Here is a 25,687-nt window from a genome sequence, read left to right on the forward strand (position 1 = left end):
TATAACGGAGACATTCACATGAACGAAAACCATAATCCGGAAGAAATCTCCCCCACCCCTCCTGCACGGAAACGCGGCATGCAGCGGTTCATCCTGCTCATCGCCATCCCACTGGTGGCGGCGTTGGCGGGTGGTTTCATCTACCTCAAAGGCGGGCGCTACGTGGAAACCGACAACGCCTATCTCAAGGCCGACAAGGTTCCAGTCAGTGCGGAAGTGTCCGGCACGGTCAAGGAAGTGCTGGTCAGCGAAAACCAGGGCGTCAAGGCCGGACAATCGCTGTTCCGCCTTGACACGGCCCCTTTCGAAGTCGCCAAAGCCAAGGCGGAGGCGCAACTGGCGCAAGCGCGCACCGACCTGACCGCGCTCAAGGCCAGCTATTACGCCAAGCAGGCGGAAATTACCCAGGCGCGCACCAAATACGACTTCGCGCTCAGGGAGCAGCAACGCCAGTCTGACTTGGTGGCCAAGCATTTCATTTCCTCCACCGTATTCGACCAGGCGAAAGAAGCCACCGAGCTGGCCAAACAGCAGATCGATGTTTTGCAGGAAGATCTCAAGAGCATTGCGGAATCACTGGGTGGCAACCCTGATACCCCGCTGGAACGGCAGCCCGCTTACCAAAGCGCGCAGGCCGAACTGGCCCAGGCCAAACTCAACCTGTCACGGACGACGGTCTACGCCCCGTTGGATGGCTCGGTCAGCCAACCGCCCAAACCGGGGCAATACGTCACGGCAGGCGGCATGGCGTTGGCGCTGGTGGGCAGCAACAACCTGTGGATCGAAGCCAATTTTCCGGAAACCGACCTGACTTACGTGCATCCCGGCCAGCCGGTCACCATCCGCGTGGACACCTACCCCGGCAAAACCTGGGATGGCGAAGTGGATAGCCTGAGCCCGGCAACTGGCGCAGAGTTTTCTATCATTCCGGCGCAGAACGCCACCGGCAACTGGGTCAAGATTGCCCAGCGGGTGCCGGTACGGATCAAACTGGCATCATCAGACGCCGACAACGTGCAAGAACTGCGCGCCGGTTTGAGCACCGAGGTCGAAATCGACACCGGCCATCGCCGCCATGTGTTCGGCGTGACCCTGTGAGGCCATACGCATGAACGCTACAACAGCCCAACAACCGGCCAATGCGCATCAGGGACTGGTTACACTGTCCGTGATGTTGGCGACCATCATGCAGGCACTCGACACCACCATCGCCAACGTGGCCCTGCCGCACATGCAGGGTTCGATGGGGGCGACCCAAGACCAGGTTTCCTGGGTGCTGACCTCCTACATTGTGGCGGCGGCCATTTTCATGCCGCTGACCGGCTTCCTGACCGCGCGCTTGGGGCGCAAACGGGTGTTCATGTGGTCAGTGGTCGGCTTCACCATCACCTCCATGCTGTGCGGGGCGGCGCAGAACCTGGAGCAGATCGTCCTGTTCCGCCTGTTGCAGGGCGTTTTCGGTGCCAGCCTGGTGCCATTGTCGCAGTCGGTGCTGCTGGACACTTACCCGCGTGAACAGCACGCCTCGGCAATGGCATTGTGGGGCGTCGGTGTCATGGTGGGGCCGATCCTGGGGCCTTCGCTGGGCGGCTGGCTGACGGAGTATTACAACTGGCGCTGGGTGTTTTACATCAATATCCCCTTCGGCGTGTTGGCGTGGCTGGGGCTGGCAACGTTTGTGCAGGAAACGCCGCTAGACCGTTCACGCCGCTTCGACCTGTTCGGCTTCGCCCTGTTGAGCCTGGCCATCGGCGCTTTGCAAATGATGCTTGACCGGGGTGAAACCCTCGATTGGTTCGCCAGCCGCGAAGTGGTGACCGAAGCCATCTTGGCGGGGCTGGCGTTCTACCTGTTTGTGGCGCATATATTCACCGCCGAACAACCCTTTATTGAGCCTGGGTTGTTCAAAGACCGGAACTTCACGGTCGGCCTGCTGTTCATTTTCACCATCGGCGTGATTTTGCTGGCGACCATGGCGTTATTGCCACCTTTCATGCAGAACCTGATGGGCTACCCGGTGCTGGATGTTGGCCTGTTGCTGGCACCGCGTGGGGTTGGCACGATGATCGCCATGATGACGGTGGGCAAACTGTCCGGCAGGGTTGACGTGCGTTACCTGATCTTTTCCGGCCTTGCCCTGACCAGTTTCTCGCTGTGGGAAATGACCGGCTTCACCACCGACATTTCCGGCTGGGACATCGTCCGCACCGGCATTGTCCAAGGTTTGGGGCTGGGGTTCATTTTCGTGCCGCTATCCACCATCAGCTTCGCCACCCTGGCGCCGCGTTACCGCAATGAAGGCACTGCATTGTTCAGCCTGATGCGCAATATCGGCAGCAGTATCGGCATTTCCGTGGTGATCACCTATCTGGCGCAACGGATACAGATCAACCATGCCGCCTTTGCCGACGCCATCAACCCGTTCAACCTGGCGCTCAGGCAGGCGGTCGAGGCGGGCGCATTCAACCTGTCCACGCCGCAAGGGCTGGCGATGCTTGACGCCCAAGTCAACCAGCAGGCGGCGACCCTTGCCTACTTGCAGGATTTCCGCCTGATGATGTGGGTGACGCTGGCGGCGGTGCCGCTGGTTGTGTTGCTGCGCGCGCCCGCCAAACCGGCTGCGGCAGAACCGGCCAGCAAACCTGCAACAGCTGCCCAGGCGCAGCCCGCCCAACCGGCGGAGACGGCCAACGCCATCCCACCCGCGCCGCCAACACCTGGACGGCGGTTGCAGGAATATGAGGAAGAGGAACTCGCCGCCTAAGCCTTCAACGCCAGCAGCGAGGCGAAATTGAACCCCTGGAACCAGTTCACCACTTGGGCAAACCCCGCCGCCTGCAAACGTTCCGCGTGCTCCCCGAAAGTGTCGGGGAGCAGCACATTTTCCAGTGCGGAGCGCTTCTGGCTGATTTCCAGTTCGCTGTAGCCGTTGGCGCGCTTGAACTCCAGGTGCAGTTCCGTCATCAGCTCCTGTTCGGCGGGGTCGGCAAAACGCAATTTTTCCGACAACAGCAATACGCCACCTGGCCGCAAGCCGTCGTAAATCCTCTGCAACATCACCAATCGATCGGCGGGCTTCAGAAATTGCAGGGTGAAATTCAGCACCACCACCGAGGCATTTTCCAGCTTGACATCCTGAATGTCGCTGCATGCCACTTCGCAATGCCCGTCCGGCAACCGCCGCCGCATAATCTGTGCGCAACGGCTGGTCATGGCTGCGGAATTGTCCACACACACAAACCTGACACCCGGAACCCGCACTTGGGAAGCCATTGCCAAGGTCGCCGCGCCGAGGGAGCAACCCAGATCGTAAATCCGGCTGTCCGGCTGCGCGAAGCGACGTGCAATCACGCCCAACAGGTTGATGACGGTTTCATAACCCGGCACCGAACGCTGGATCATGTCGGGAAACACATCCGCCACCGCCTCGCTGAACGCAAAATCACCGAGCTGTTCCTGCGGCTGGGCGTAGATGGAATCGCGCGCCATCAGGCCGCCTCACCCGGCCAATGGGCGTCGGCTGGCTGCCGTCCGATTTTCAGGTGTTCGCCGGTGCGGCGTCCGGCATCTGAGCCGAGATAAAACAGGAATGGCCCCACCAGCGCTTCCGGGCGGGCGACACTTTCCGGGTTTTCGCCTGGGTAGTTCAGCGTGCGCATGCTGGTGCGGATCGGCCCGGTGTCCACCGCATTGACGCGGATGAAATGGGCAGGATTGTCATACTCCGCCGCCAGGATGTCGCAGTAAGCGTCCATTCCAGCCTTGGCCACCCCGAAAGCGCCGAAATACGCCCGGTTGGATTCATGCGCCGCCAACACAATGGCGGCATCCGGTGACTCTTCCAACAGCGGCAACACTGCCCGGCTCAACAGGAAATTGGCGTGCAGGTTGACCATGATCATCTTCGACCACAGTTCAGCTTCATAAAACTTGATCGGGGTAAAGGCGGCCAGCCATGCGGCGTTCAGCACCACGCCATCCAACCGCCCCAATTGTTCGCGGATATTGTTGGCGAGGTCGTCATAATCCTTGGCGGTGGCACCCTGCATGTCGAGCGGGTAAATGGCGGGTTCCGGATAGCCTGCGGCAACGATTTCGTCGTAGGTCGCCTCAGCCCGGCCCACTTCCTTATCGAGCATGACGACCGTGGCACCGAATTGCGCACAAGCTTTGGCGACCGCCTTGCCCAACCCGGCGGCGGCACCCGTCACCAGAACCACACGTCCCTGCAATGCGCCTGCTGGCGGCATATAACCCAATAAATCTTCCTGCATTCCTGTCTCCGCTTGGGGTCAGCCTGAAAAGGGGGGAGTTTAGCGCTTATCGCCACGGGGGTGTAGGGCGCAGCTCAAGAAAGCGCAGGCTCGCGCCGACCAAGATTGCCGGGTAAAGCGCGCATTGGCACCCTGCACCGGGTGCAGGACGGCGTTCAGATGATCGCCAGCAACCGCAACCCCAGCACAAAGACAAACGCCGCCGCCAGCCCGGTCACCGCGCCCTTGATGAAGATGCTTTGCGCCCCCGCGCTGTGCTTGACGACGCTTTTGTCCAAGCGGTCAATCTGGCGGTCACGTTGGGCGATGATCAGATCCCGCTGATGCAAGGCATCATCCCGGTTCTGCAATTGCTGGACGTGCTCTTTCAGGGCGTTCTCAAGGTGCTGGATGCGCAGGGTCAGTTCCTGAAGGCGGTCATCACGGCGGCGGATGTGCGCTTCCTTGGCGACGATGGTCTGGTCCCGCTCGTGCAGGCTAGTGTCACGGTTCTGCAACTGCACATCACGCGACTGCAACTGCGCATCGCGCCCTGACAGCATGGTGTCGCGTTCGTGCAAACTGGCGTCACGGCGGGTTATTTCGGCATCACGGACATTCAGTTGGGTGTCACGTTCCTGCAACGCCTCTTCCTTCCGCTGGATTTGCAGGTCGCGCTGCTCCAGTTGGGCGTCACGCTCGGCAAGGGCGGCGTCGCGTTCGGCGATGGTCTCTTCCCGCGCCGTCAGCAGTTCATCCCGATCCTGCACGGTCTGGTCGCGCAACTGCACTTGCACATCACGTTCGGCGATGCTTTGGTCACGCAACTGGACTTCCAATTGCAGGCTACGCACCTGTTCATCGCGGGCGGCGATTTCGGTGTCCCGCGTCTGTAGGCTGGTGTCGCGCGCATTGATGAACCCACCCAAGTTCTGGATTTGCTGGTCACGTTCATGCAGGGAAACATCACGCTGCTGGATGGTCTGCTCGCGCTCGTTCAACTGGAAATCACGTTCGCGGATGGAGTCGTCACGCTGCATGATGACACTGTTGCGCTCGGTCAGCAGGGTGTCACGCGCATGGATGGTCTCATCCCGTTCCTGCATCTGCGCATTCAATTGTGCGATGTGGGAATCGCGCTGCCGGATGCCGTGGTCACGTTCACCAATGGTGACATCGCGGCTTTGCAATTGGGAATCGCGCAACTGCAATTGCTTGTCACGTTCACGCAGTTGCAGATCCTGGCCGCTGATGCGGGTGTCGCGCTCCCGCAGGGAAACGTCCCGCTCCTTGATGCGGCGGTCGCGCTCAGTCACCTGCACGTCGCGCTCCTCAATGGTGCGGTCGCGGCTGGACAGGCGGGTGTCGCGGTCGCGCAGGTCTTCATCCGCCTTGTTGATGCGCTCATCGCGCATCGCCAGTTGCCGGTCGCGCTCACTCAGTTGGGCGTCGCGCCCCTGTAAGTGGTCTTCCAGCTCGCGGATGGTTTGCAGGAAATCCAGCCCCTGCTGGTCGCGGTTGCGGATAGCCTCCTCACGCAAGCGCAATTCGGCGTCACGGTCGGCGACAGTGCGGTCGCGGTCAGCCAGTTCACGGTCACGCTCGGCCAAGGCACCGTCACGTTTTTCCAACTGTTGCTGCTGGAAGCCAATCCGTTGGTCACGCTCCTGCAACAGGGTTTCCTTTTCCTTCAGCAGCAGTTCGCGTGCCTGTACTTGCTGGTCACGGTCGGCGATGGTGCGGTCGCGTGCTTGCAGGTGCTGGCCAGCCAGGTCGATGTGGCTGTCGCGGGCGGCGAGCTGGCGGTCACGTTCCGAAATGTGGTTATCGCGCTCGGTCAGATGCCGGTCACGCTCCTTGAGCATTTTTTCCTGTTCCAGCGTCTGGCGGGTGCGCTCCTGCAACAGGGTTTCGCGGTCAACCAATTGCTGGTCTTTTTTAATGATGCTGTCATCACGGCTTTGCAGCAGCTTGTCCTTGCTCTGGATCGCCTGGTCAATACGCAACAGGGAACGGTCTTTGTCCTCCAGGCTGCGGTCACGCATCTGGATTTGCAGTTCCTTTTCCTGCAACAGCTTTTCGTAATGGGCAAGGCTTTGCTCAAGGGTTTTCAGGCGGGCTTCACGGTCTTCCAACATGGTGTCGCGCTGCTGCACCGCCCGGTCGCGCGCATTCAGGTTTTCATCGCGGACACGCAGGACTTTCTCTTTTTCCGCCAATAATTGGTTTTGCTGGGTCAGCAGCTTTTCCTTTTCCACCAGCAGTTTGGCAATGGTTTCCAGACGCTTGTCACGTTCGTCAATGCGCGCGTCGCGCACCCGGATGTGCCCGTCCTTTTCCAACATCAGGCTGGAGACTTCCTGCAAACGCTTGTCTTTTTCCACCAGGCGCTGTGCCAACACATCCACGCTGCTACGCAACGCCTGCTTGTCATTGAGCGTAAGATAAACGTTGGAATCCAGTTTTTTGAAAATTTCGAGATCCTTTTCTTCCAGCTTCATGATTGCTTCCTGAACACTACTTACCAGCACCAGCGGATAGATATTACCCTGCCCGTTAGGGGAGACTGTGGGGATTGCTGGAATTCTGGCATAAATAATAATGTTTCGCCACGTTACTTTTCAGGGCTGCGGTTCCAGGCATGCAGTTGCCCACGCCGCCATTCACGCAACTGTATGGCTGCGCTTGTTGCAGGAAAATCCAGTTGTAATTCCCCACTTGTCACTGTATCCAGCAATTTCACGCCACGGGCGGCATAACGCTGGACAACCATAGGGTTCGGGTGGTGGAAGCGGTTGAGATAACCGCTGGAGACAATGCCAAACACTGGGGAAACCGCCCGGATAAAATCTGGGCTGGATGAGGTTTTGCCTCCATGATGGGGAACCAGCAGCATTTCAGCTTGCAGCGCCGCCCCTTGCCCTATCAGCCATTGTTCCGCAGGCCGTTCAATATCGGCGGTTAATAATGCGCTGTGAACTTCATTCGCTATTTTTAATACGCAAGAACGGTTGTTTTCCGTCTGCTCCAGGAAATTCACATCCGGATGCAAAACGGTAAATGTCACCCCATCCCAATGCCATTTTTGCCCCGCCTCACATAAATCCGGCTGATAGCCTGACGCTATCCCTGGCGCGCCAACCAGGATGCGGTTGACCGGCATGGACGCCAAGATCGCTTCCGCCCCGCCGCTGTGGTCATTGTCAGCATGGGACACCACCAATGTGTCGACGTGCGTAATGCCTTGCCCGCGCAGCCAGGGCAGCACAACCAATTCACCCGTATCAAAACTGTCCGATGTTTTGGGGCCGGTATCAAACACCAGCGTATGGTTCGCAGTCTGCACCACACTCGCCAAACCCTGCCCCACATCCAGCACGCTCAGGCGGAAGGCACCCTGCCCCGGCCTTTCTGGAAGATAAAACAGCAGCGGCGACAACAGCACCAGACCCAACCAACGCCCTGGCATGCCGCGCGGTAGCCACAGCAGCCAAAAGCCTGCCATCGCCAGCAACAGCCAGGGCAACGGGATCAATGGCAGGTAGACGGATGACAGGGAAAAGCCCGCCAGCCAATCCAACGCCAGCATCAACCCCTGCAACAGCCAAGCGGCCACCTGCCAGACCAACGCAGCCAACACTGGCGTCACCCCTGTGAGCAGCACGCCCAGCAGCACCAACGGAACCACCAGCAGGGTGACATAAGGGATCGCCAGCAGATTGGCCAGCGGCGCAACCAGGGATACGCCGCCAAACCAAGCAGCGGTCAGCGGCAGCATGCCCAGCGACAGCGCCAGTTGCACCCACAGAAAAGCCAGCCTGCCCTGCTTGAGCCGCCGTTTTCCCAGCCACGCCAGCAATCCCACCGCGCTAAACGACAACCAGAATCCGGCGGACAAGCTGGCCAGCGGATCAACCAGCAACACCAGCAGCAAAGCCAGGGCGAACACACTGCTGAACGGGATACGCCGCCGCAGCAACAATCCCGACATCACCGCCAGCACCATCACCAGCGAGCGCTGGGTAGGGATGCTCAAGCCCGCCAGCACCGCATAGATGCAGGCGAACACGCCACCCACAATGGCACCTGCAATTTTCACCGGCAACCGCAAATACAGGGAAGGCAACAGCCGCCACAACAGCATTACCGGCAAAAAACCAAACCCCGCCACCATGCCGATATGCAGGCCGGAAATCGCCAGCAAATGGCTGGTTCCGGTCTTGCGCAAAGTTTCCCATTGTTGCGGCGTAATGGTGCTGCGGTAAGCGACCGCCAATCCCTGTATCAGCCCCGTCACCGGCGAATCCCCCAACGCCGCCTGGATCCGTTCCTGCAACAACTGGCGGATGGCGTTGGCGGACACTGCGGAAGCGGCAGCGAGCCGCCGGTTCTGCGCCGATTGCCGGACATAGCCGCTGCCGCCAATCCGCTGGGTGAACAGCCATTTCTCATAGTCAAAACCGCCGGGATTCATGAAGCCATTGGGACGTTTGCTGCGCACTTTCAATTGCCAGCGTTCCCCAGCACGGATGTCAGGCCGGTTCTGCTCATACCAGGCGACCCGCAAGCGCCCGTGATAACCCCCCCGATCAGCCTGCTCCACATCCAGCAGAAAACGCACGCCATCTGGCTGTAGTTCCGGCGCATCCACGACCACGCCGGTCAGCAGCACATCCTGCCCTTCCCAGTCCTGCGGCAGCCAGCTTTCCCGCACCTGCACTGCGGTCAAAAGCGCATACAATGCGCCAGCGCCAACCCCGGCCAGCAACACCGACGACCATAAAAGCCAGCGCCAACGGCGGCCATACCAGAATGCCGCCGCCACTGCCGCCAACCAGACAACGGCTGTCACCGCCAAGACAGCGCCGTCCGGCAATTGGGCAAGAACCAGTATTACCAGCGTCCCGGCAAAAAAACTTACTGAAAAGGTGCGCATGGAAGAAGAACCCTTGAAAGCATGAGCTGTTATTGTTGGTATTTCACCCAGTAGCCCCGCCCGTATAACTCGGGCGTCACCGTACCTTGACGTTCATACTACCTGTTCCAACGGCATAAGCCCACACGCAAAAAGGCCCCACGAAGGGGCCTTTAGCCATGAATCCATGCGGTAAGGGTCAGCTGATCCGCAACCGTTGCCCCACATAAATCGTGTCGTTGCGCAGGTGGTTCAGACGCTTCAAACGGGTAACACTGGTGTGGTATTTTTTAGCGATCTTGCCTAATGTGTCGCCACTGTGGACACGGATAAAGTGGACTTTTTGCTTTTTAGGGGCTGCATGTTTGGGTTCCTGCTTCATGGGTGGCTGATGTTGCTCCATTTGGACTGGGCTCTGCTGCCCCATCTGGGCTGGGCCTTGCTGCGCTTGCTCAGGCCCTTTGGCAAAAGCCCCGCCACTCACCGTGAGTGCCAGCGCAGTTATTAATGTGGCCGCGAAGGTATTATGCAGTTTCATGATTAATCTCCTAAAAATAGTTATGAATGGGCTTTCCGACTGGTCAGGTCGTATTTTCAGTTTAAATCGGCCTGTATTTTCTGCAATCCTTTCTCATGTAAAGTTATGTAAAGCTTTGTAAAGGTTCGTCAGCCCTCATTGCATCCTCATCCATTTATGAAATAATTCTCCGCAAGATGCAAAACAAACTGCATTCAAACTATCAAGTGTTAATTTTTTTAAACCAAAATTATTGAACAGGAGAATATCAATGAAATTAAAATGGATATTGCTGGCAATCACCCCACTACTGGCGCAGGGCGCATGGGCGGAAGACTATACCTGCCCGGCAAGCATGCAGGTCAAGGAGCAGCTAGTGTCGGATCCGGCAGACTGGTCAGTGATGTTCGCCAACGCGGCGGGCGACTTGGTTTACCTGGATGGCCGTGAAGCCAGCGACACCCTGCCTCTGGTGGAAATCACGCTGTACTCCGGCGAACCCAAAGACGGCTCCGCCATCTCGCAGGACAATGCTGACGAGCTGACCGAAGCGGAAGAAGGGACTAGCCTGTGGACACTGGGAAGCGCTGAAAACCAGCAGAAAAATCCGGTCTATATCGCTTGCAACTATGGCTCGAACATCAGCACCTTCAAAAAAACCAGCGCGCCTGTCAAATCCTGCTCATGGCACTTCACGCCCGATGGGACCAACAATGTCCTGAGCTGCACGCCGCTTTAACTGCGGGAAACATTAATCCGCCCAGTTTTTTGCGGGCGGATTAACCGGATGCGTCGGGCGTCATACCAGGGTCTCGCCTACCGCTGGGCTTGGCGGTGCCAGCCTATTGATGCGCTCCACTGCCGCAAGGCTGTTCACCGTACCTGTCAGGAAACCGCCATCCAGTGGCGACCAAGCGACCAGAGCAACACCCAGCTCCCGCATGGCGGGCAGCAGTTCAACTTCCGCTTCACGCCGCCACAGCGAATATTCATATTGCACGGCGGTGATCGGATGCGTCTGATGCGCCCGCCGAAGCTGTTCCGCCGTGACATTGCTCAGACCGAGATAACGCGCCTTGCCTTGTTGCACCGCTTCGGCCATGGTACCTACCGTTTTCAGTTCCTCATCCGTTTACATGGTTCGCCAGCACCAGAATTTCCGACGGCCCAAGCTGGTTGATCTCGATATAGCGGACACCGTTGCCGTCGAGCAGCACTTCACGGGTCTGGCCAACCTTGTTCTCACCCAGGCAGGCGGCTGAACCGGCCTCTTCACTGCTGGCGATCACGCACAGCTTGCCACCAGCAGGATTCAACATGGCGTCAACCAGAATTCTGGCTCCGCGCGGCTCCACGCCATGCGGATTCAGCACGACCACGATTTCTTCATCATCCAGGATGCGCGACCACGCAATAATTTCGCCATTGGCGTAAACCTCAAACGGCTTGCCCAGAAAAGACACCGGACGCAGATACTGCCGACCATAACGCAGCGCGGGAAACCCAGCGCGGATCGCGGCCAGATGACGGATGCGCCGATAAGCCGGGCTGGCCGTGTCGAAGCAGTGGCTGCCAGCCGTGCCGAAAGGGCCGAAACCGGGCAGTTCGGAATCCAGCCGCGCCCTCGCTTCCGACAACCCCGCCCGCCCATGTTTAAGCGGATGCGGCGCGCCAAACAGGGTTTCTCGCAAATACCGATCATTGTCGCCAAACTTTGGCAGCCAGTTGCGTTCAGTCGCTTCCGGCCCACCCAGACTTTGTTCAGTGCCGTAATAAATGCACGGAATACCCAGCGTAAACAATTGCAGGCCCACACCGGCGACCACCTGATGAGCCGAAGCCGCCTGGGTGGAAAAGCGTAGTTTCTCGCCAAACACATGGTCATGATCGTCCAGAACTGAAACATGCTTGGCACCCAGCGCCCGATGCGACCCCATCACCGATTTCCCCGGATCGAATCCGGCGAAGAAACTGTGCGGATCCTGCAAGCCTTTGGCAACCTGCCGCAGGTTCAGGCGCATTTCGCCAATATCCAGCGCCGCATTCAGGTTTCTGCCGATCACATCCAGGTAACGGTCCTCACTGTAATCGCCGCCCGCGATTTCCCCGACCAGAAAGAAATCCGCCTTGCCCAAGTTTTGTGCAAACTCCTTGATCGAGCCACAGAAATTTCTGGCCTGTTCAAAGGAGACATGCTTCAGCGTATCAATGCGGAAGCCGTCGCAATCCGTCAGCGCGATCCAGTATTTATAACAGGTGGCCAGTTGCGACAGCAGTTCCGGATCGTCGAGAAAAAAATCCTTCAGCGTCAGGAAGTCGGTGCGCTTGTGTTCAGCGTGAGGATTTTCCAGTTCCACATCGTCGCCCCCCAGGTTGCCGCAACCCGCGCGGGTGTATTTATCCGGATCCTGCAATTCGGTCGGCCAGACACCATCCTCGGAACCTTGAATCGCCTCAATACTCTCGCCCTCAATTCCGCGCCAGTGACCAAAACCATAACGCCCTTCAGTGTAGTGCGGCTGATAAACGCTGCCGGGAACACCTTCCGGATAAATCCAGTTCTCCCCGGAATGGTTAAAGATAATATCCAGAATAATGCGCATGTTCCGGGCGTGCGCCTGTTGGATCAGCTCGACCAATTCCGCGCGTGAACCGAATCGGGGGTCGACCTCAAGAAAATCCTGAATGCCATAACCGTGGTAGGTGTCCAGATGACCGCGCTGCTTGAACACCGGACTGAGCCACAGCGTGGTGACGCCCAGGTTTTGCAGGTAATCGAGCTTCGACGCCACGCCCTTGAGCGTCCCCCCCTGCCAGCGTTCGCCGCCCGATCTGGCCCAGTCTTCCCAACGCCATTGACCCGGTCTGGCATCGGCCAGCCTGCTGCGATCCAGTAAAGGGCGCTGATCTTCCTGATTATCGCTGAAACGGTCGACGAGCAGGAAATACAGCACTTCATCGCGCCAGTCCCCCGGCGAGGGGTGATAGCGGGTTCTGCGCGGCAGTGCAACCGAACGAATGCCGCTGGGCCGTGCAGCCCGTAGAATGCTTTCAACAAATGACATGGCTATCTCCTGTTAACGGTTGGTTGGATGATTACAGCCAAATATTTACGTATACGAGGAAAAATGGGCGGGCGTTATCAGCCATCCCTACCCCTGTTTTGGGCTAGGAGCATAATGTTCCCACAAGTCGTCATGATTTTCCCTCCGTATCAGGCAACTTGGTGCGGGCGCGGCCAGAAACCAGCAAATACCAGCCCAGCGCCGCCAGCAATATCAACCCAGCACTTATAGCGTAAGGCTCCACACCGTGCAGCACGCTTTCAACCTGCCCGAAATGCTTGCCCAGCAAAAACACCCCGCCGCCCCAGACGCCAACCCATAAGGCCGCCCCCAACGCATTGAAAACAATGAAGCGCCACCACGGCATGCGCATCCCGCCCGCCACCACACCGTTGAGCTGGCGCAAAATTTCAAAAAAGCGCGCCGCCATCACCACGCCGCCGCCATAACGCCTGAAAAAGGTTTCGACATGCTCCAGGTGCGCTTGCTTCACCCCTACTTTGAGGAACAGGCGACGGCCGCCCCAACGCCCCAGCAAGTAACCGAGGTTATCACCCAGCACCGCCGCCAGCCATGCAGTCAACAGCACCGCAACAGGGTTCAGCTCGCCCTGCCCTGCCAGCAGCGCGGACGCTATGATCAGGGTTTCGCCAGGGGCAGGCAGGCCGAAGCCTTCCACCAATACGCCACCGAACAGGGCGAAATAGCCGTATTGCTCCAGCCAGGGCTTGGCGACGGCAAGGTAATGTTCCAGCATGATTGTCTCCGTATCGGATTGCCCAGAAGGCACGCCGCCAGCATGAATCACTGACCGGCGTCAGTCCAGCAGGTTGGCACGCCTGAATTGTCGTTTTCAAACGTGGGGATTTGCTTGAAAGCTTCGGCAGATTTTTGATAAAAATCAATTACATGATTTTATTTACTTTTTTGCATTTGATCAATGCTGCACGGCCACATAGCCAAGTAAATTTCTCGGAAATGTCAGCGTATGGAGCAGTGATAAATGCAAGATGACAACACCATCAACCAAAGTCGGCGGCGGTTTTTGATTGCTGCCACTTCAGTCGTGGGCGCAGCGGGGGTTGCCGCTGTCGCCACGCCTTTCCTTGCATCCTGGTCGCCGAGCGCCCGCGCTTTGGCCGCTGGTGCCCCGGTTGAAATGGATGTGCGCAAGGTTGAACCCGGCCAATTGGTGCGCATTGTTTGGCGTGGCAAACCGGTATGGGTCGTTAACCGCACCCAGGAAATGCTGGATAACCTGGCTTCCAACGACCTGCGCCTGCGCGACCCTGCCTCCGCTGTCACCAGCCAGCAACCGGCTTACGCGCAGAACCCCTACCGTTCCCGCAAGCCAGAATACCTGGTGCTGATCGGCATTTGCACGCACTTGGGTTGCTCCCCCACCTACCGCCCAGAACTGGCTCCCGCCGACCTGGGCGCAGACTGGAAAGGCGGCTGGTACTGCCCCTGCCACGGCTCACGTTTCGACTTGGCGGGGCGCGTCTTCAAGAATGTGCCCGCCGCCACTAACTTGGTCGTACCGCCCTATTACTTCAAGGATGACAACACCATCCTGGTCGGCGAAGACGGTTCCAAAGCATAAACAAATGAGGTGACACCCATGAAAGTTGGCCCTATGAAAATCGGCGTAAGCAGCCAGAATTTCCGCACCATCACCGGCCATGCGGGCAAAGGCCGCCGCTTTATCATTTTCGAAGCGCCCGATTGCGCAGATGTGCACGAAACCGGGCGTCTGGATCTGCCCAAGGAAATGTCCCTGCACGAATGGGATGGTCATGGCGAACACCCGTTGTTTGAGCTCGATTACCTGATCACCAGCAGTTGTGGTGACAGCTTCATCAATAAGATGGGCAGCCGGGGCGTGATGGTGAGGGTCACCTCCGAAACCGACCCGGCCGTTGCGGCCAAAGCCCTGTTGGTGGGAACCCTGCCGGAAGGTGCCCCCCAGGCGCATGACCACAGCCACGAACATCATCACCATGGCCACCACCACCAAACCTAATATCCCCCTTTATGTTCAGGAACATGGAAGCCACTGGACAACCGCCATGCTTGGTAGTCTAATTCCTGCATTGCAATAAGTGACAAGAACTACCCAATATGAGCGAAACCAGCAGACCTCTGAACTTCATTGAGCGCATCATTGAAGAAGACCTCGCCAACGGCAAGGTGAAGACCGTGCACACCCGCTTTCCGCCGGAGCCGAACGGCTACCTGCATGTCGGCCACGCCAAGTCCATCTGGCTAAACTTCGGGCTGGCGAAGAAATACGGCGGCACCTGCAACCTGCGCATGGACGACACCAACCCGGAAAAGGAAGACGAGGAATACGTCGAGTCCATCAAGGCTGACGTGCAATGGCTGGGCTACCAATGGGACGGGGAAGTGCGTTACGCCTCCGATTACTTCGACCAGTTGTATGACTGGGCTATCCACCTGATCAAGGAAGGGAAAGCCTTTGTCTGCGACCTGACGGCGGAGGAAATGCGCCAGTACCGTGGCACCCTGAACGAGGCAGGCAAGGAAAGCCCCCACCGCACCCGCCCCATTGAGGAAAACCTCGACCTGTTCGAACGGATGCGCGCCGGGGAGTTCGCCGATGGCAGCCGCACCTTGCGGGCCAAGATCGACATGGCATCCCCCAACATCAACTTGCGCGACCCGGTGCTGTACCGCATCAAGAAGGCGACCCACCACCAGACCGGCGACAAATGGTGCATTTACCCCTCCTACGACTACACCCACGGGCAAAGCGACGCGCTGGAATACATCACCCACTCCATCTGCACACTGGAGTTCGAGGATCACCGCCCGCTGTACGATTGGTGCATCCAGAACCTGCCGGTGCCCGCCGAACCGCACCAGTACGAATTCTCGCGCCTCAACCTCAACTACACCGTCACCAGCAAACGCAGGCTCAAGCAGCTGGTGGTGGAAAATTACGTCGATGGTTGGAGCGACCCGCGCATGCCGACCATTTCCGGCATGCGCCGCCGGGGTTATACGCCGAAAGCGATCCGCAACTTCTGTGAAATGGCGGGCGTCACCAAGGTCGAGGGCGTGGTCGACATCAGCATGCTGGAGCATGCCATCCGCGACGACCTCAATGAAATTTCCCCGCGCGCCATGTGCGTGCTGCGTCCGCTCAAGGTCACGCTGACCAATTATCCGGAAGACAAGGTGGAAACCATGACAGCGCCCATCCATCCGCAGAATGAGGCGATGGGTGAACGTGAGATGCCATTCTGCCGCGACATCCTGATTGACCAGGACGATTTCCGCGAAGAAGCCAACAAGCAGTACAAACGTCTGGTGCTGGGCAAGCGCGTGCGCCTGCGCAACAGCTACGTGATCGAAGCCGAAGAAGCCATCAAGGACACCGATGGCAACGTCATCGAAGTGCGCGCCCGCGTGCTGGAGGAAACCCTCGGCAATAACCCGGAAGACGGCGTGAAACCGAAGGGCGTCATCCATTGGGTATCCGCACGGGAAAATGTCGGCTGCGAAGTGCGCCTGTACGACCGCCTGTTCAACGACCCGGCGCCGGATGCAGGCGGCAAGAACTACCTGGAATCGCTCAACCCTGGCAGCTTGGCAATCCTGCAAGGCTGCAAGGGCGAAATTGGGCTGGCGAAAGCCACACTGGAAGACCGTTACCAGTTTGAGCGGGAAGGCTATTTCGTGCTGGACTCCAAGTATTCCACACCGGGACAGCTGGTGTTCAACCGGGTGATCGGCTTGAAGGATACCTGGGAAAAGGCCGAAAGCCCGTCTTAAACACCCCCCATAAAAAAACCCCTACCCGAGAATGACAGCATCATCCTCGCGGTAGGGGTAGTATGGTCACGGTCAACTCAAACCAAGATCAAGATGCTTTGCCCGGTCATTCCTCTTTCACCAACGCGCGGTAAGCATGCCAGCTGGCGTGCGCAACCAACGGCATGGCGATAATCAGGCCAATATTGAATGTCAGGATGCCAATGCCAACGATTGCGGTGATGGTCGCCGCCCAAACCAACATGGTGACAGGATTTTTCATCACTGCCCGCACACTGGTTGCCGCCGCCGTCACGATGTCCACCTTGCGCTCCAGCAACATGGGGGCAGTGACAACACCCGTCACGAACGCCACCAAGGCAAACAACAAACCAACACCAAAAAAGGACAGCACAAACATTCCGCCGTCATCCATGCCCATCAAAGCATTCCACAAACCGGTGTAACCCATCGCAGAAACCGACATGGACATGTCATTAAAGAAAATGCCGGTAATGAGGGCGGCCACACGTACCCAGAAAATCATCAGCATGCCCAACAGCACCGCATAAAAACCCAAACTGACAGCGTTTTCCCGGATACTGAACATCGATGTCAACAGGCGCGGCTGCCACCCCTGTTCAATCTGATGGCTCAAGGCGTATAAACCGAGAGCCAAAAACGGCCCCACCAGAAAGAATCCAGTCGTGGCGGCGACGAAAAAAGCGGGGTTGCCAGCGGAAACCATGCTCATCAATACCCCGACCAACGCAAAGATGATGCCATAAGACAGGCTGGCGGATGGGTTTACCTTGAGGTCTTCCCAACCCTGGCCCAACCATTGCCTGATCGCGCCGGGCCCAACTTTCTGGACGGGATAACTCTTGAACAAATGATCAACGTCAGGAGCCATGGAAGGCTCGGACGGCTTGCTGACAAACTGTTCCATATTTAACCTCCTTCATACAACCAATGCTTAACGCCTTTATTCCAAGCTTTTTACTCAGGATTAAGCAAACTATAGCCCTCCCTTCCGCCAGCGGCAACAACCCCTCCTAACCGCAGGGAAAGCAGCAAACCCACCGTACAAAACGCAGGGTCATTCATGCCCGGTGGCGTCCCAGGCATGGTCGCTGTTGTCACGCTGGTTGCGCTTGTCCGCCTGTAGGATTTCCAGCACTTCCTCCCGCGCCCGTTGGGCTTCTGACACATACTTTTGGGAGCCAAGCTCATGCTGGCCCAACAAATCGATGGTCTGCTGATCGTGGAAAGCGAACCGTTGCGCTGTCCGCCGCGCCTGGTAGGCCCGCATCCCCAGCGCTTGCAGGGTTTGTTCGCCGACCTTAAGCGAGCCCAGGAACATCTCCCGTTCGATATAATCCACCCCCAGCTTTTGCAGTTCGTGGTAATGGGTCACATCATAAGCGCGCGCAAAAATTTTCAAATGCGGAAAATGGCGCTTGGCGTTTTCAACGATGGTGTTTGTCATGCCCCGCTCATCCACTGCCACCACCAGCAGTTTGGCCCTGCCCGCCCCGGCGGTGTGCAACAGTTCCTCCCGGCTGGCGTCGCCGTAAAAAATCTTGAAGCCGAAACGGCGCACCCGCTCGATATGGGGCGCACTATGGTCTAAAACTGTCACCGGCGTGCCGTTGGCGATCAGCAGCCTCCCCACAATTTGCCCAAAACGCCCGAAGCCAACGATGATGACCGGGGAGTCCTGCTCCCCCAGGCCATCATTCACCAAACTGCCGCCATCGGCATCGCCAGCGCCTTGAAAACGTGGCTGTATCCATTTTTCATTCAACAGGACCAACACTGGCGTCAGCGCCATCGACAGGGCGATGGCCACCATCAGGGTATCCACCACCGCCTGTGGCAGCACATGGTTTTGCAGGCTGAACGACAGCAGCACGAAACCGAATTCCCCACCCTGCGCCAGCGCAAACGTAAACCAGTAGCGGCCGCCGCCTTGCAAGGCGAACAGCTTTGCCAGCCCCCACAGGATGGCGAACTTGACCACCACCAACCCCAGCACCAAGCCGCCAATCAGCAGGAACTCCTTCTGCAACAAGGCAAAATTGATCCCCGCGCCCACCGAAATGAAAAACAGCCCCAGCAGCAGCGCCTTGAACGGGTCAATGTTCGCCTCCAGTTCATGCCGGTATTCGTTGTTGGCCAACACCACCCCCGCAATAAACGCCCCCAACGCTTGCGACAGCCCCACCATTTGCATCAGCAAGGCGATGCCGACCACCAACAGCAGGGCGATGGCGGTAAACATTTCCCGCAACTGGCTTTCCGCAATGAACCGGAACACCGGCCGCATCAGGTAGCGCCCCGCCAGGATGATGGCCGCCACCGCCGCCATCAGCAGCGCCGTCTGCTCCCAAGCGGGCAAATGGGTAATCACGCTCCCCGCCTGCGCGGCTTCCGCCGTCGGTGCCGAGCGGACGACAGCCAGCAACGGCAATATGGCGAAAATCGGGATGACGGCAATATCCTGAAACAGCAACACGGCGAAACTGGATGTGCCAGCCTCGGTTTTAAGCAAGTTTTTTTCGCCCAGAATCTGCAAGGCGATGGCGGTGGAGGACAGCGCCAGGATCAGCCCGACCGCCAGCGCCTGCCGCCAATCCTGCCCCAGCAACACGCCAATGCCGGTGACCGCCAGTGTGGTCGCCGCCACCTGCAAGCCGCCCAACCCCAGGATCGGGCTGCGCATCCGCCACAACAGGCTGGGCTGCAACTCCAGCCCGATCAGGAACAGCATCATGACCACGCCAAATTCGGCGAAATGCATGATATGGCCCGCTTCCGTCACCAGCTCGAGGGCGAACGGGCCGATCAGCGCCCCAGCGATCAAGTAGCCCAGCACTGACCCCAGCCCCAAGCGGGCGGCGATCGGCACAGCGATAACGCCAGCCGCGAGATAAATGAAGGCTTCCTGTAAAAACATCATCCCTCACTCTCCTGCGCCCAATCGTTCAGGTAGGCGGGCGCAGGGTCAAGCGGTGGGATTTCCCGCTGCAAACGTTTCAATACATGCTGGTAGCGTTCTGCATACGTATCAATCACGGCCTCACTCATATTATGTGTGCCGTGGACGGCAAACGGTGGCAGATACGTCATGCCGCACAAGTTGGCGGTCTGTTCGAATGGGCGCAGCAATTCCCGCAGGGTGAAATGATTGTTGCCTTCCGCGCAATAGGTTTCCCGGCTGCCGCCGACGCTGATGGCATTGAGCAAGCGCTTGCCTTGCAACGACTGGCCTTCATACCCATAGGCAAACCCATGCTCCAGCACCAGATCCTGCCATTCCTTGAGCAACGCGGGTGAGCTGTACCAATAAAGCGGATGTTGGAAAACAATGATGTCATGCTCCAGCAACAACTGCTGCTCACGCGCCACATTCACCATAAAATCGGGGTAAAGTTCATATAAATCATGCAGGTGCACACCACTCACAGCACGGGCCGCCTTCGCCAGCCGGTACTGAACCCGTGACTTTTCCAAGGCTGGATGGGCAAACAGGATCAGGATCTGGTTCATCATCACCTTCAGGCATATATGGGTTGGATGCGGGAAAACCCCAAACTGTCATGGCGCCAACGCCATGGCTGCGCTTATTGCATGATGCTGCAATGCAAACAACAATGACCGGGTGACAACATTCAGTCAAGGAGACATACAAAATGACTACCCCAAACACCGTTGAGCTTGAGCTTATCAACAAACTGGTCAGTGAAAACGACGACCCCATCGATTTCATCCTGGAACTGCAAAGCTGCCCGGAAACCCGGAACAACCCTGACGCAGCACACCTCGCCATGCAGATTTGGCAGGAAGCCCGTCAAGGAATGGAGGGTGTCAGCAAAGCAGCATGACCCTCCCCCCTCCTCCGGAACAGGCCGTCACGCCAGTCGGGCGGCTTGTCCCTTCATCTGTTCGACGATGGCGTAAACGCCCACATGGCGGGTAGGGCTGAGGTTTTCCGCCAGTTGAATCCGGTCGAAAAGCACATCGACATCCATCTCAACAATGGCTTGGACACTTTTGCCACTGAACAGATTCACCAGCAGGGCAACCACGCCCTTGATGATGGCGGTGTCGCAATCACCATGAAACAAGACCTTGCCGGGATGATCCGGGTCGGGTAACGCATTGACCCACACCTGGCTCATGCAGGGCTTTACCCGGTTGCCTTCCGTCTTTTCGGAATCAGGCATCGGCTCCAGCGCCTCACCCAGTTCGGTCAGATATTGGTAACGCTGTTCCCAATCTTCCAGCAACTCGAAATCGCTGGCGATGTCGTCAATGTCACTCATGGGGATTCCCTAGAACATGTCCAATTGCAGGCGGGCGTCTTCACTCATGCGGGATGGGTCCCAGGGAGGGTCCCACACCAGATCCACCTCAACATCATTGACCTGGACAATGGAACGGGCCGCCGCTTCGACACTGGCGGGCAAACTTCCGGCAACCGGGCAACCGGGGCTGGTCAGGGTCATGCGGATGTGGACATTGTTGCCGTCATCCACGTCCAACCCGTAGATCAGGCCTAGCTCGTAGATATTGACCGGAATTTCCGGATCATAGACTTGGCGGACAGCATCAATGACGGCGTTTTTCAGCCACTCACGCCGCGCCGCCTGTTGCGGATCGGCAAGTGGTTCCGCCCCCTTGCTCTTGTGGAAAGATGGCAACTTGAACATCAATGGGACTCCGGCCAATAATAGTTGAGTTGTTCAGTTGGAATATAGTGGCGGGCAACGCTGGACTGCAAATAAGCACGCAATCACCATTACATTACACGGCATACTCCACCACCAGCCGGAACTCGCCGCCGGGTGCCACTTCCACCACATCATCGCCCGCATTGGCCGTTTCGACGCAAATGAACCGCAGGTAATCATCATCCAGCAAGTCGCCCATTTCCGCCGCGATTTTCGCCCACGGGTTCCAGACCACCGCCGTTTTGTTGCCGCTGGAGGCAATACGGATTTGACGCTGTCCGGCTGTATCCACAACCGTCAGCGCGGGCGGAACATCCAGATAAACACGATCCACTTCCGCACTGACCGTCACTGCGCCATCCTGCTGCCGGACAGCGCCATTTGCGCCCGCCGCCTTGTCGATATAATGCGCGCCTTCCAGCCCCAGCACTTGCGTTTGGGCAATGTCGCCCACTGCAAAATAGGTGTGCAGCGCCTGCGTGATGGAAAACGCCTGCGAGCCAACGTTGCGGGTCACCAAAGCCAGTTGCAGGGTGGTGCCGACAGTGATCGCCAGCTCCAGCCCGAAACGGTATGGCCAGATCGCCAGCGTCTCGGCAGAGGATTCCAGCCCCAGCCGCACTTGCGTAGCGCCCTCAGCGGTTTCCGCCGTCGCCAGCACCTTCCACATGCGGGTGCGCGCCAAGCCATGCGCGGGGCGGCCTTTGCCTTCCGGGTCAGGGCCAAACCACGGCCAGCAAATGGGGATGCCGCCTTTGATCGCCTTGCCTTCCTGGTAATACGCCCCGTTGCTGGCGAATAAAACGTCCGTGGTGCCTTTCGGCTTGAATGACAACACTTGCCCGGCGTACACCGAAATCAGTGCATCCGCATGCCCGTTGCTGACGTTGATCATCGGCAAGCCGCCGTGGCCTGTTGTGTGGGCAATCGTCATGGTGCGAACCCTGTCGTTGTTAATAGCAGGCGCATCATAACGTAAATACGTTATCCATTGCCTCCAATCCATGCCGCCGATGGGTGATCAGCAGCAGGCTTTGCCCGGTGCTTTCAACATGCGCAAGGATATTTGCCATCACCTGTGCTGCGGCTTCCGCATCCAGCCCTTCAGTGGGTTCGTCAAGGATCAGCAAGGACGCCGGTTTGAGCAATGCCCGCGCAATCACCACCCGTTTGGCTTGCCCACCGGAAAGGCGCACACCCGTTTCGCCTACCCACGTCGCATACCCTTGCGGCTGTTGGCTGATGAAATCATGGATCAGTGCGGTGCGGCACACCGCGTCCAGCTCTGCTTCCGTCGCATCACGCTTTGCCAGCAACAGGTTGTCGCGGAGGGTGGCATTGAACAGATGGGTTTGCTGCGGCACAACGGCGATGCGCTCGCGCAAGGCTTCGCCGCTGTAACGGGCCAACGGGACACCAGCCAACAACAGCTCCCCTTCCGTCGGGTCGCGGAAACGTAGCAACAGGCTGGTCAAGGTGCTTTTGCCTGCGCCGGTTGCGCCGACAACGGCGAGTTTGTGGCCTTGCGGGAAATCCAGCGTCAGATGTTGCAGGGCGGATGTTGCCTCTGCGTGGTAGCGGAAGCCCAGATTTCGCAGGCTGAAATCCAGCCGCTGCGGCACGGCTTCAGGGTTGGCAGGTTCGACAACGGCGGGCAACTCATCGGCAAGCCCGAAAATACGTCGCGCTGCCGCCAGCGTTTCCCCCAAGGACTGGAACGCCAATGGCAACGGCAACACCGCCTCGAAACTCGCCAGCGCGAACAGTGCCAGCATCGTCAAGTCCGGTGGGGCGATGGTTTTATCCGCCACCAACGGAATCGCCGACAGCAACATGGCCCACATGGCAAGATTTGCACACAAACCCAATGCGCCTTGGGCAACACCATTCAAACGGCTCAAGGTTTGCTGTTGTCCCGCCAATGCCCGTGACAGGTGGCGGATGTGGGCAGCATGGGCATCCGCCGCGCCATACACCAGCAATTCCCCCATCCCCTGCAAGTCGTTGACCAACGCAGCGCGCAACTGTGCCGACGTTTCCACCATCTGTTTGCCGGTATCATGCCCCCAGCGGTTCATTAGCCACGGGATCAGCCCCCCCGCCACCAGCAGCAAGTCCAATTCCACCAACGCCAACAGCGGGTGGTAGAACAGCAGTGCCACCACAAACACCAGCGTTGCCAACACCGCCACCGCTACCGGAACCAGCAAGCGCAGGTACATATTGTTCAGCGTGTCGATGTCCGCACGGATACGGCTCAACACGTCGCCACTGCGGTAATTTTCCAGCACCGCAGGCGCAAGCGGTTCAATGTGCTGGTAAAACCACACCCGCAATTCCGCCAGGATGCGGAACGTCGCCTCATGCGTCACCAAGCGTTCCCCATAACGCCCCGCTGTGCGCACAATCGCTGCCAGCCGGATAAGGGCGGACGGGGTGAAATAGTTCATCGTCACCCCGGCAACGCCCGCCATCGCCATCGCAGTGATGAACCAACCCGACACCGCCATCAGCCCCACATTCGCCAACAAGGTAATGAAGGCAAGGAAAATCCCCAACGCCATCCATTGCCAGTACGGTTTGAACAGGCGCAGCAAACGCAGCAAGTCATTCATGCTTCACCCCCGTAAGCGTGCAGCATTTGGCGGTAATGTGCTGAATGGGTTTGCAATTCGGCGTGTGTGCCCGTCGCCACCACTTGCCCGTTAGCCAGCACAGCGATGCAATCCGCATCCTGCACTGTGCGCAAACGGTGGGCAACCATCACCAACGTGCGCCCGCTTGCCAGTTGCCGTACCCCGGCGTGGACGAGGGTTTCGCTGTCCTGATCCAGATTGGCGGTGGCTTCGTCGAGGATCACCAAGGGCGCATCCTTGAGGAATGCCCGTGCCAGTGCAAGCCGTTGGATTTGCCCACCGGAAAGCCCTTGCCCCGCCTCACCCACCACCGTGCCGTAGCCTTGCGGCAGCTTGACGATGAATTCATCGGCGTAGGCTTGTTGCGCGGCGGCTTGCATTTGCTCCAGCGTAGCTTGCGGATTGCCAAGGCGGATATTGTCGGCAATCGTGCCAGGGAACAATTGCGGTTTTTGCGGCAACCATGCCAGTTGCTTGCGCCATGTGTCCGGTGCGATCTCCGCCAGCGGCGTATCACCGACAAGGATTTGCCCGCTTTGCGGTTGCAGGAAGCCCATCAGCAGGTGGATAAGCGTGGTTTTGCCAGAGCCGCTTGCGCCAACGATGGCGAGGGTTTTGCCTGCGGGGATGTCAAGGGTCAGGTTGGTGAGGGCGGGGCGGTGGTCGGGGTAGGTGAAGGCGACGTTTAAAAATTTCACTCCGAACATCCCCCCCATCCCTAACCCTTCCCCCGCAAGGGGGGAAGGGGGCAAGAGAGAAGAAGGGGGATTCAACACCTCAACCATCCGCTCCGCCGCGCCGATTGCCGCCATCCGTGCATGGTATTGCGTCCCCATATTACGCAGCGGCAGGTAGAACTCCGGGGCAAGCAGCAGCACGAAAAAGCCGTGGAAAAACAGCATTTCCCCCCAAAACAGGCGAAAACCGATGAACACCGCAATCAGCGCGATGCTGACTGTGGCAAGGAATTCCAGCGCGAACGAGGACAGGAACGCCACCCGCAACACCGATAGGGTGCTTTCACGGTACTGGTCAGCAATTTGCGCCACCACCTGTGCTTCGCGGCGGCTGGCATTGAACAGTTTCAAGGTGGTCAAACCCTGAATCACATCGAGGAAATGCGCACTCATGCGGGCGAGTTGCCGCCATTGCTGCTGGTTGCGCTTTTCCGTGCCTTTGCCGATCAGGATCATAAATACCGGAATCAAAGGTGCGGTCACGACCATCACCACGGCGGATAACCAGTCATTGCCCGCCACCACCACCACCAGCATCGCTAACGGCACGAGCGCGACCAAGGACATGGCGGGGATGTAACGGGCGTAATAGGCTTCGAGGGCCTCCACCCCGTCGCTGAGGGTGTTGATAAGGTCGCCAGAGCGTTCACCCGTCAACCACGCAGGCCCCAGTTGCTGTACCCGCTGGTAAAGTTGCTCGCGGATGGCGAGTTTCACTTGCACGGCGGCGTGGAAAGCCGCTTGTTCTGATGCCCACGCCAACCCGGCACGCAGCAGGAAAATTGCCAGCATCCCCCACAGCCACGGCATGACATCTGCCAGTGTGGCTTGTTGGAACACCACTGCGTTGACAGTGCTTGCCATTAACCACGCCTGCATAATCAGCAGTAAGCCTGCACTCAGGCCAATGGTGACCGCCGCTTTCAGCCAGAAACCGGCATGGGTTTTCCAGCCTGTCAGGGCAGCGGTAATGGCAGGGGCTGGTTGCTGGGGCTTGGGTTGGGCGGGTGTTGTCATGGGTTTATCGCTTACAGATGAAAAGGGAGAGCAT

The 25,687-nt window shown here is 58.4% G+C and carries 23 protein-coding genes; 7 read left to right on the forward strand and 16 right to left on the reverse strand.

The genetic code is table 11. The features are described 5' to 3' along the window. Positions 1 to 18: 18 nt before the first annotated feature. Both VSS37_RS01240 and VSS37_RS01245 read left to right on the forward strand, forming a co-directional pair. Positions 19 to 1,098, forward strand: coding sequence for an HlyD family secretion protein (locus VSS37_RS01240; RefSeq protein ID WP_324692783.1), 1,080 nt, complete (start codon positions 19 to 21; stop codon positions 1,096 to 1,098). A gap of 10 nt (positions 1,099 to 1,108) precedes the next feature. Then, a complete protein-coding gene (locus tag VSS37_RS01245; RefSeq protein WP_324692784.1) occupies positions 1,109 to 2,764 on the forward strand; it encodes a DHA2 family efflux MFS transporter permease subunit in 1,656 nt (551 codons plus the stop codon). On the opposite strand, the gene cmoA is transcribed toward VSS37_RS01245, so the two are convergent. From cmoA to VSS37_RS01270, 5 genes are all read right to left on the reverse strand, one after another. Further along, positions 2,761 to 3,489 carry a carboxy-S-adenosyl-L-methionine synthase CmoA gene (gene cmoA, locus VSS37_RS01250; RefSeq protein WP_324692785.1) on the reverse strand — a complete coding sequence of 243 codons (729 nt, stop codon included), beginning with the start codon at positions 3,487 to 3,489 and terminating at the stop codon, positions 2,761 to 2,763. The genes VSS37_RS01245 and cmoA overlap by 4 nt on opposite strands. Beyond that, entirely contained in the window at positions 3,489 to 4,274 is a 786-nt protein-coding gene (locus VSS37_RS01255; RefSeq protein ID WP_324692786.1) for an SDR family NAD(P)-dependent oxidoreductase, read from the reverse strand. Before VSS37_RS01255 ends, cmoA begins: the two co-directional genes overlap by 1 nt. Positions 4,275 to 4,429: 155 nt before the next feature. Further along, positions 4,430 to 6,754: a coiled-coil domain-containing protein gene (locus tag VSS37_RS01260; RefSeq protein ID WP_324692787.1), complete on the reverse strand. Its 2,325-nt coding sequence runs from the start codon at positions 6,752 to 6,754 to the stop codon at positions 4,430 to 4,432. 113 nt (positions 6,755 to 6,867) lie between these two features. Continuing rightward, positions 6,868 to 9,189, reverse strand: coding sequence for a DNA internalization-related competence protein ComEC/Rec2 (locus VSS37_RS01265; RefSeq protein WP_324692788.1), 2,322 nt, complete (start codon positions 9,187 to 9,189; stop codon positions 6,868 to 6,870). Positions 9,190 to 9,367: 178 nt separating this feature from the next. Further along, positions 9,368 to 9,706 carry a LysM peptidoglycan-binding domain-containing protein gene (locus tag VSS37_RS01270; protein WP_324692789.1) on the reverse strand — a complete coding sequence of 113 codons (339 nt, stop codon included), beginning with the start codon at positions 9,704 to 9,706 and terminating at the stop codon, positions 9,368 to 9,370. 250 nt (positions 9,707 to 9,956) lie between these two features. On the opposite strand from VSS37_RS01270, the gene VSS37_RS01275 reads away from it, so the two are divergent. Next, positions 9,957 to 10,424: an STY0301 family protein gene (locus VSS37_RS01275; protein ID WP_324692790.1), complete on the forward strand. Its 468-nt coding sequence runs from the start codon at positions 9,957 to 9,959 to the stop codon at positions 10,422 to 10,424. 60 nt (positions 10,425 to 10,484) lie between these two features. On the opposite strand, the gene VSS37_RS01280 is transcribed toward VSS37_RS01275, so the two are convergent. From VSS37_RS01280 to VSS37_RS01290, 3 genes are all read right to left on the reverse strand, one after another. Then, positions 10,485 to 10,805, reverse strand: a complete 321-nt coding sequence (locus VSS37_RS01280) for an aldo/keto reductase (RefSeq protein ID WP_324692866.1) — start codon at positions 10,803 to 10,805, stop codon at positions 10,485 to 10,487. Positions 10,806 to 10,809: 4 nt separating this feature from the next. Then, entirely contained in the window at positions 10,810 to 12,750 is a 1,941-nt protein-coding gene (locus VSS37_RS01285) for an alpha-amylase family glycosyl hydrolase (protein WP_324692791.1), read from the reverse strand. 130 nt (positions 12,751 to 12,880) lie between these two features. Then, on the reverse strand, positions 12,881 to 13,507 hold the full coding sequence (locus VSS37_RS01290; protein ID WP_324692792.1) for a DedA family protein: 627 nt from the start codon (positions 13,505 to 13,507) through the stop codon (positions 12,881 to 12,883). A gap of 246 nt (positions 13,508 to 13,753) precedes the next feature. Between VSS37_RS01290 and petA the strand changes: the two genes are divergently transcribed. The 3 genes from petA (at position 13,754) to VSS37_RS01305 (ending at position 16,548) form a co-directional block, all read left to right on the forward strand. Continuing rightward, positions 13,754 to 14,353: a ubiquinol-cytochrome c reductase iron-sulfur subunit gene (gene petA / locus VSS37_RS01295; RefSeq protein WP_324692793.1), complete on the forward strand. Its 600-nt coding sequence runs from the start codon at positions 13,754 to 13,756 to the stop codon at positions 14,351 to 14,353. A gap of 18 nt (positions 14,354 to 14,371) precedes the next feature. Beyond that, positions 14,372 to 14,773: a NifB/NifX family molybdenum-iron cluster-binding protein gene (locus tag VSS37_RS01300; RefSeq protein WP_324692794.1), complete on the forward strand. Its 402-nt coding sequence runs from the start codon at positions 14,372 to 14,374 to the stop codon at positions 14,771 to 14,773. Positions 14,774 to 14,871: 98 nt separating this feature from the next. Beyond that, positions 14,872 to 16,548 (forward strand): glutamine--tRNA ligase/YqeY domain fusion protein, encoded by a 1,677-nt coding sequence (locus VSS37_RS01305; RefSeq protein ID WP_324692795.1) that lies wholly within the window; start codon positions 14,872 to 14,874, stop codon positions 16,546 to 16,548. A 106-nt stretch (positions 16,549 to 16,654) separates the two neighbouring features. Here VSS37_RS01305 and VSS37_RS01310 read toward each other — a convergent pair whose 3' ends face one another. The 3 genes from VSS37_RS01310 to kefF all read right to left on the reverse strand — a co-directional run bounded on the left by VSS37_RS01310 (position 16,655) and on the right by kefF (position 20,082). Next, positions 16,655 to 17,476, reverse strand: coding sequence for a DUF2189 domain-containing protein (locus VSS37_RS01310; protein ID WP_324692796.1), 822 nt, complete (start codon positions 17,474 to 17,476; stop codon positions 16,655 to 16,657). A gap of 150 nt (positions 17,477 to 17,626) precedes the next feature. Next, the gene (locus VSS37_RS01315; RefSeq protein WP_324692797.1) at positions 17,627 to 19,489 is read right to left on the reverse strand and encodes a monovalent cation:proton antiporter-2 (CPA2) family protein; all 1,863 of its coding nucleotides are present in this window, start codon (positions 19,487 to 19,489) and stop codon (positions 17,627 to 17,629) included. Further along, positions 19,486 to 20,082, reverse strand: coding sequence for a glutathione-regulated potassium-efflux system oxidoreductase KefF (kefF, locus tag VSS37_RS01320; RefSeq protein ID WP_324692798.1), 597 nt, complete (start codon positions 20,080 to 20,082; stop codon positions 19,486 to 19,488). Before kefF ends, VSS37_RS01315 begins: the two co-directional genes overlap by 4 nt. A 140-nt stretch (positions 20,083 to 20,222) precedes the next feature. On the opposite strand from kefF, the gene VSS37_RS01325 reads away from it, so the two are divergent. Then, entirely contained in the window at positions 20,223 to 20,414 is a 192-nt protein-coding gene (locus VSS37_RS01325; protein WP_324692799.1) for a hypothetical protein, read from the forward strand. Between the two features lie 27 nt (positions 20,415 to 20,441). Here the strand turns inward: VSS37_RS01325 and VSS37_RS01330 are convergent, their stop codons facing one another. The 5 genes from VSS37_RS01330 to cydD form a co-directional block, all read right to left on the reverse strand. Then, the gene (locus VSS37_RS01330; RefSeq protein WP_324692800.1) at positions 20,442 to 20,855 is read right to left on the reverse strand and encodes a SufE family protein; all 414 of its coding nucleotides are present in this window, start codon (positions 20,853 to 20,855) and stop codon (positions 20,442 to 20,444) included. 9 nt (positions 20,856 to 20,864) lie between these two features. Continuing rightward, positions 20,865 to 21,242, reverse strand: a complete 378-nt coding sequence (locus VSS37_RS01335; RefSeq protein WP_324692801.1) for an SUF system Fe-S cluster assembly protein — start codon at positions 21,240 to 21,242, stop codon at positions 20,865 to 20,867. Between the two features lie 94 nt (positions 21,243 to 21,336). Then, complete coding sequence (locus VSS37_RS01340) at positions 21,337 to 22,197, reverse strand: D-hexose-6-phosphate mutarotase (RefSeq protein WP_324692802.1); 861 nt, start codon at positions 22,195 to 22,197, stop codon at positions 21,337 to 21,339. Positions 22,198 to 22,231: 34 nt separating this feature from the next. Beyond that, positions 22,232 to 23,878, reverse strand: coding sequence for a thiol reductant ABC exporter subunit CydC (gene cydC / locus VSS37_RS01345; RefSeq protein ID WP_324692803.1), 1,647 nt, complete (start codon positions 23,876 to 23,878; stop codon positions 22,232 to 22,234). Next, positions 23,875 to 25,653 (reverse strand): thiol reductant ABC exporter subunit CydD, encoded by a 1,779-nt coding sequence (cydD, locus tag VSS37_RS01350; protein ID WP_324692804.1) that lies wholly within the window; start codon positions 25,651 to 25,653, stop codon positions 23,875 to 23,877. Before cydD ends, cydC begins: the two co-directional genes overlap by 4 nt. Positions 25,654 to 25,687 lie beyond the last annotated feature (34 nt).

The organism is Candidatus Thiothrix phosphatis (assembly GCF_035668035.1).
Taxonomy (GTDB): Bacteria; Pseudomonadota; Gammaproteobacteria; order Thiotrichales; family Thiotrichaceae; genus Thiothrix; species Thiothrix phosphatis.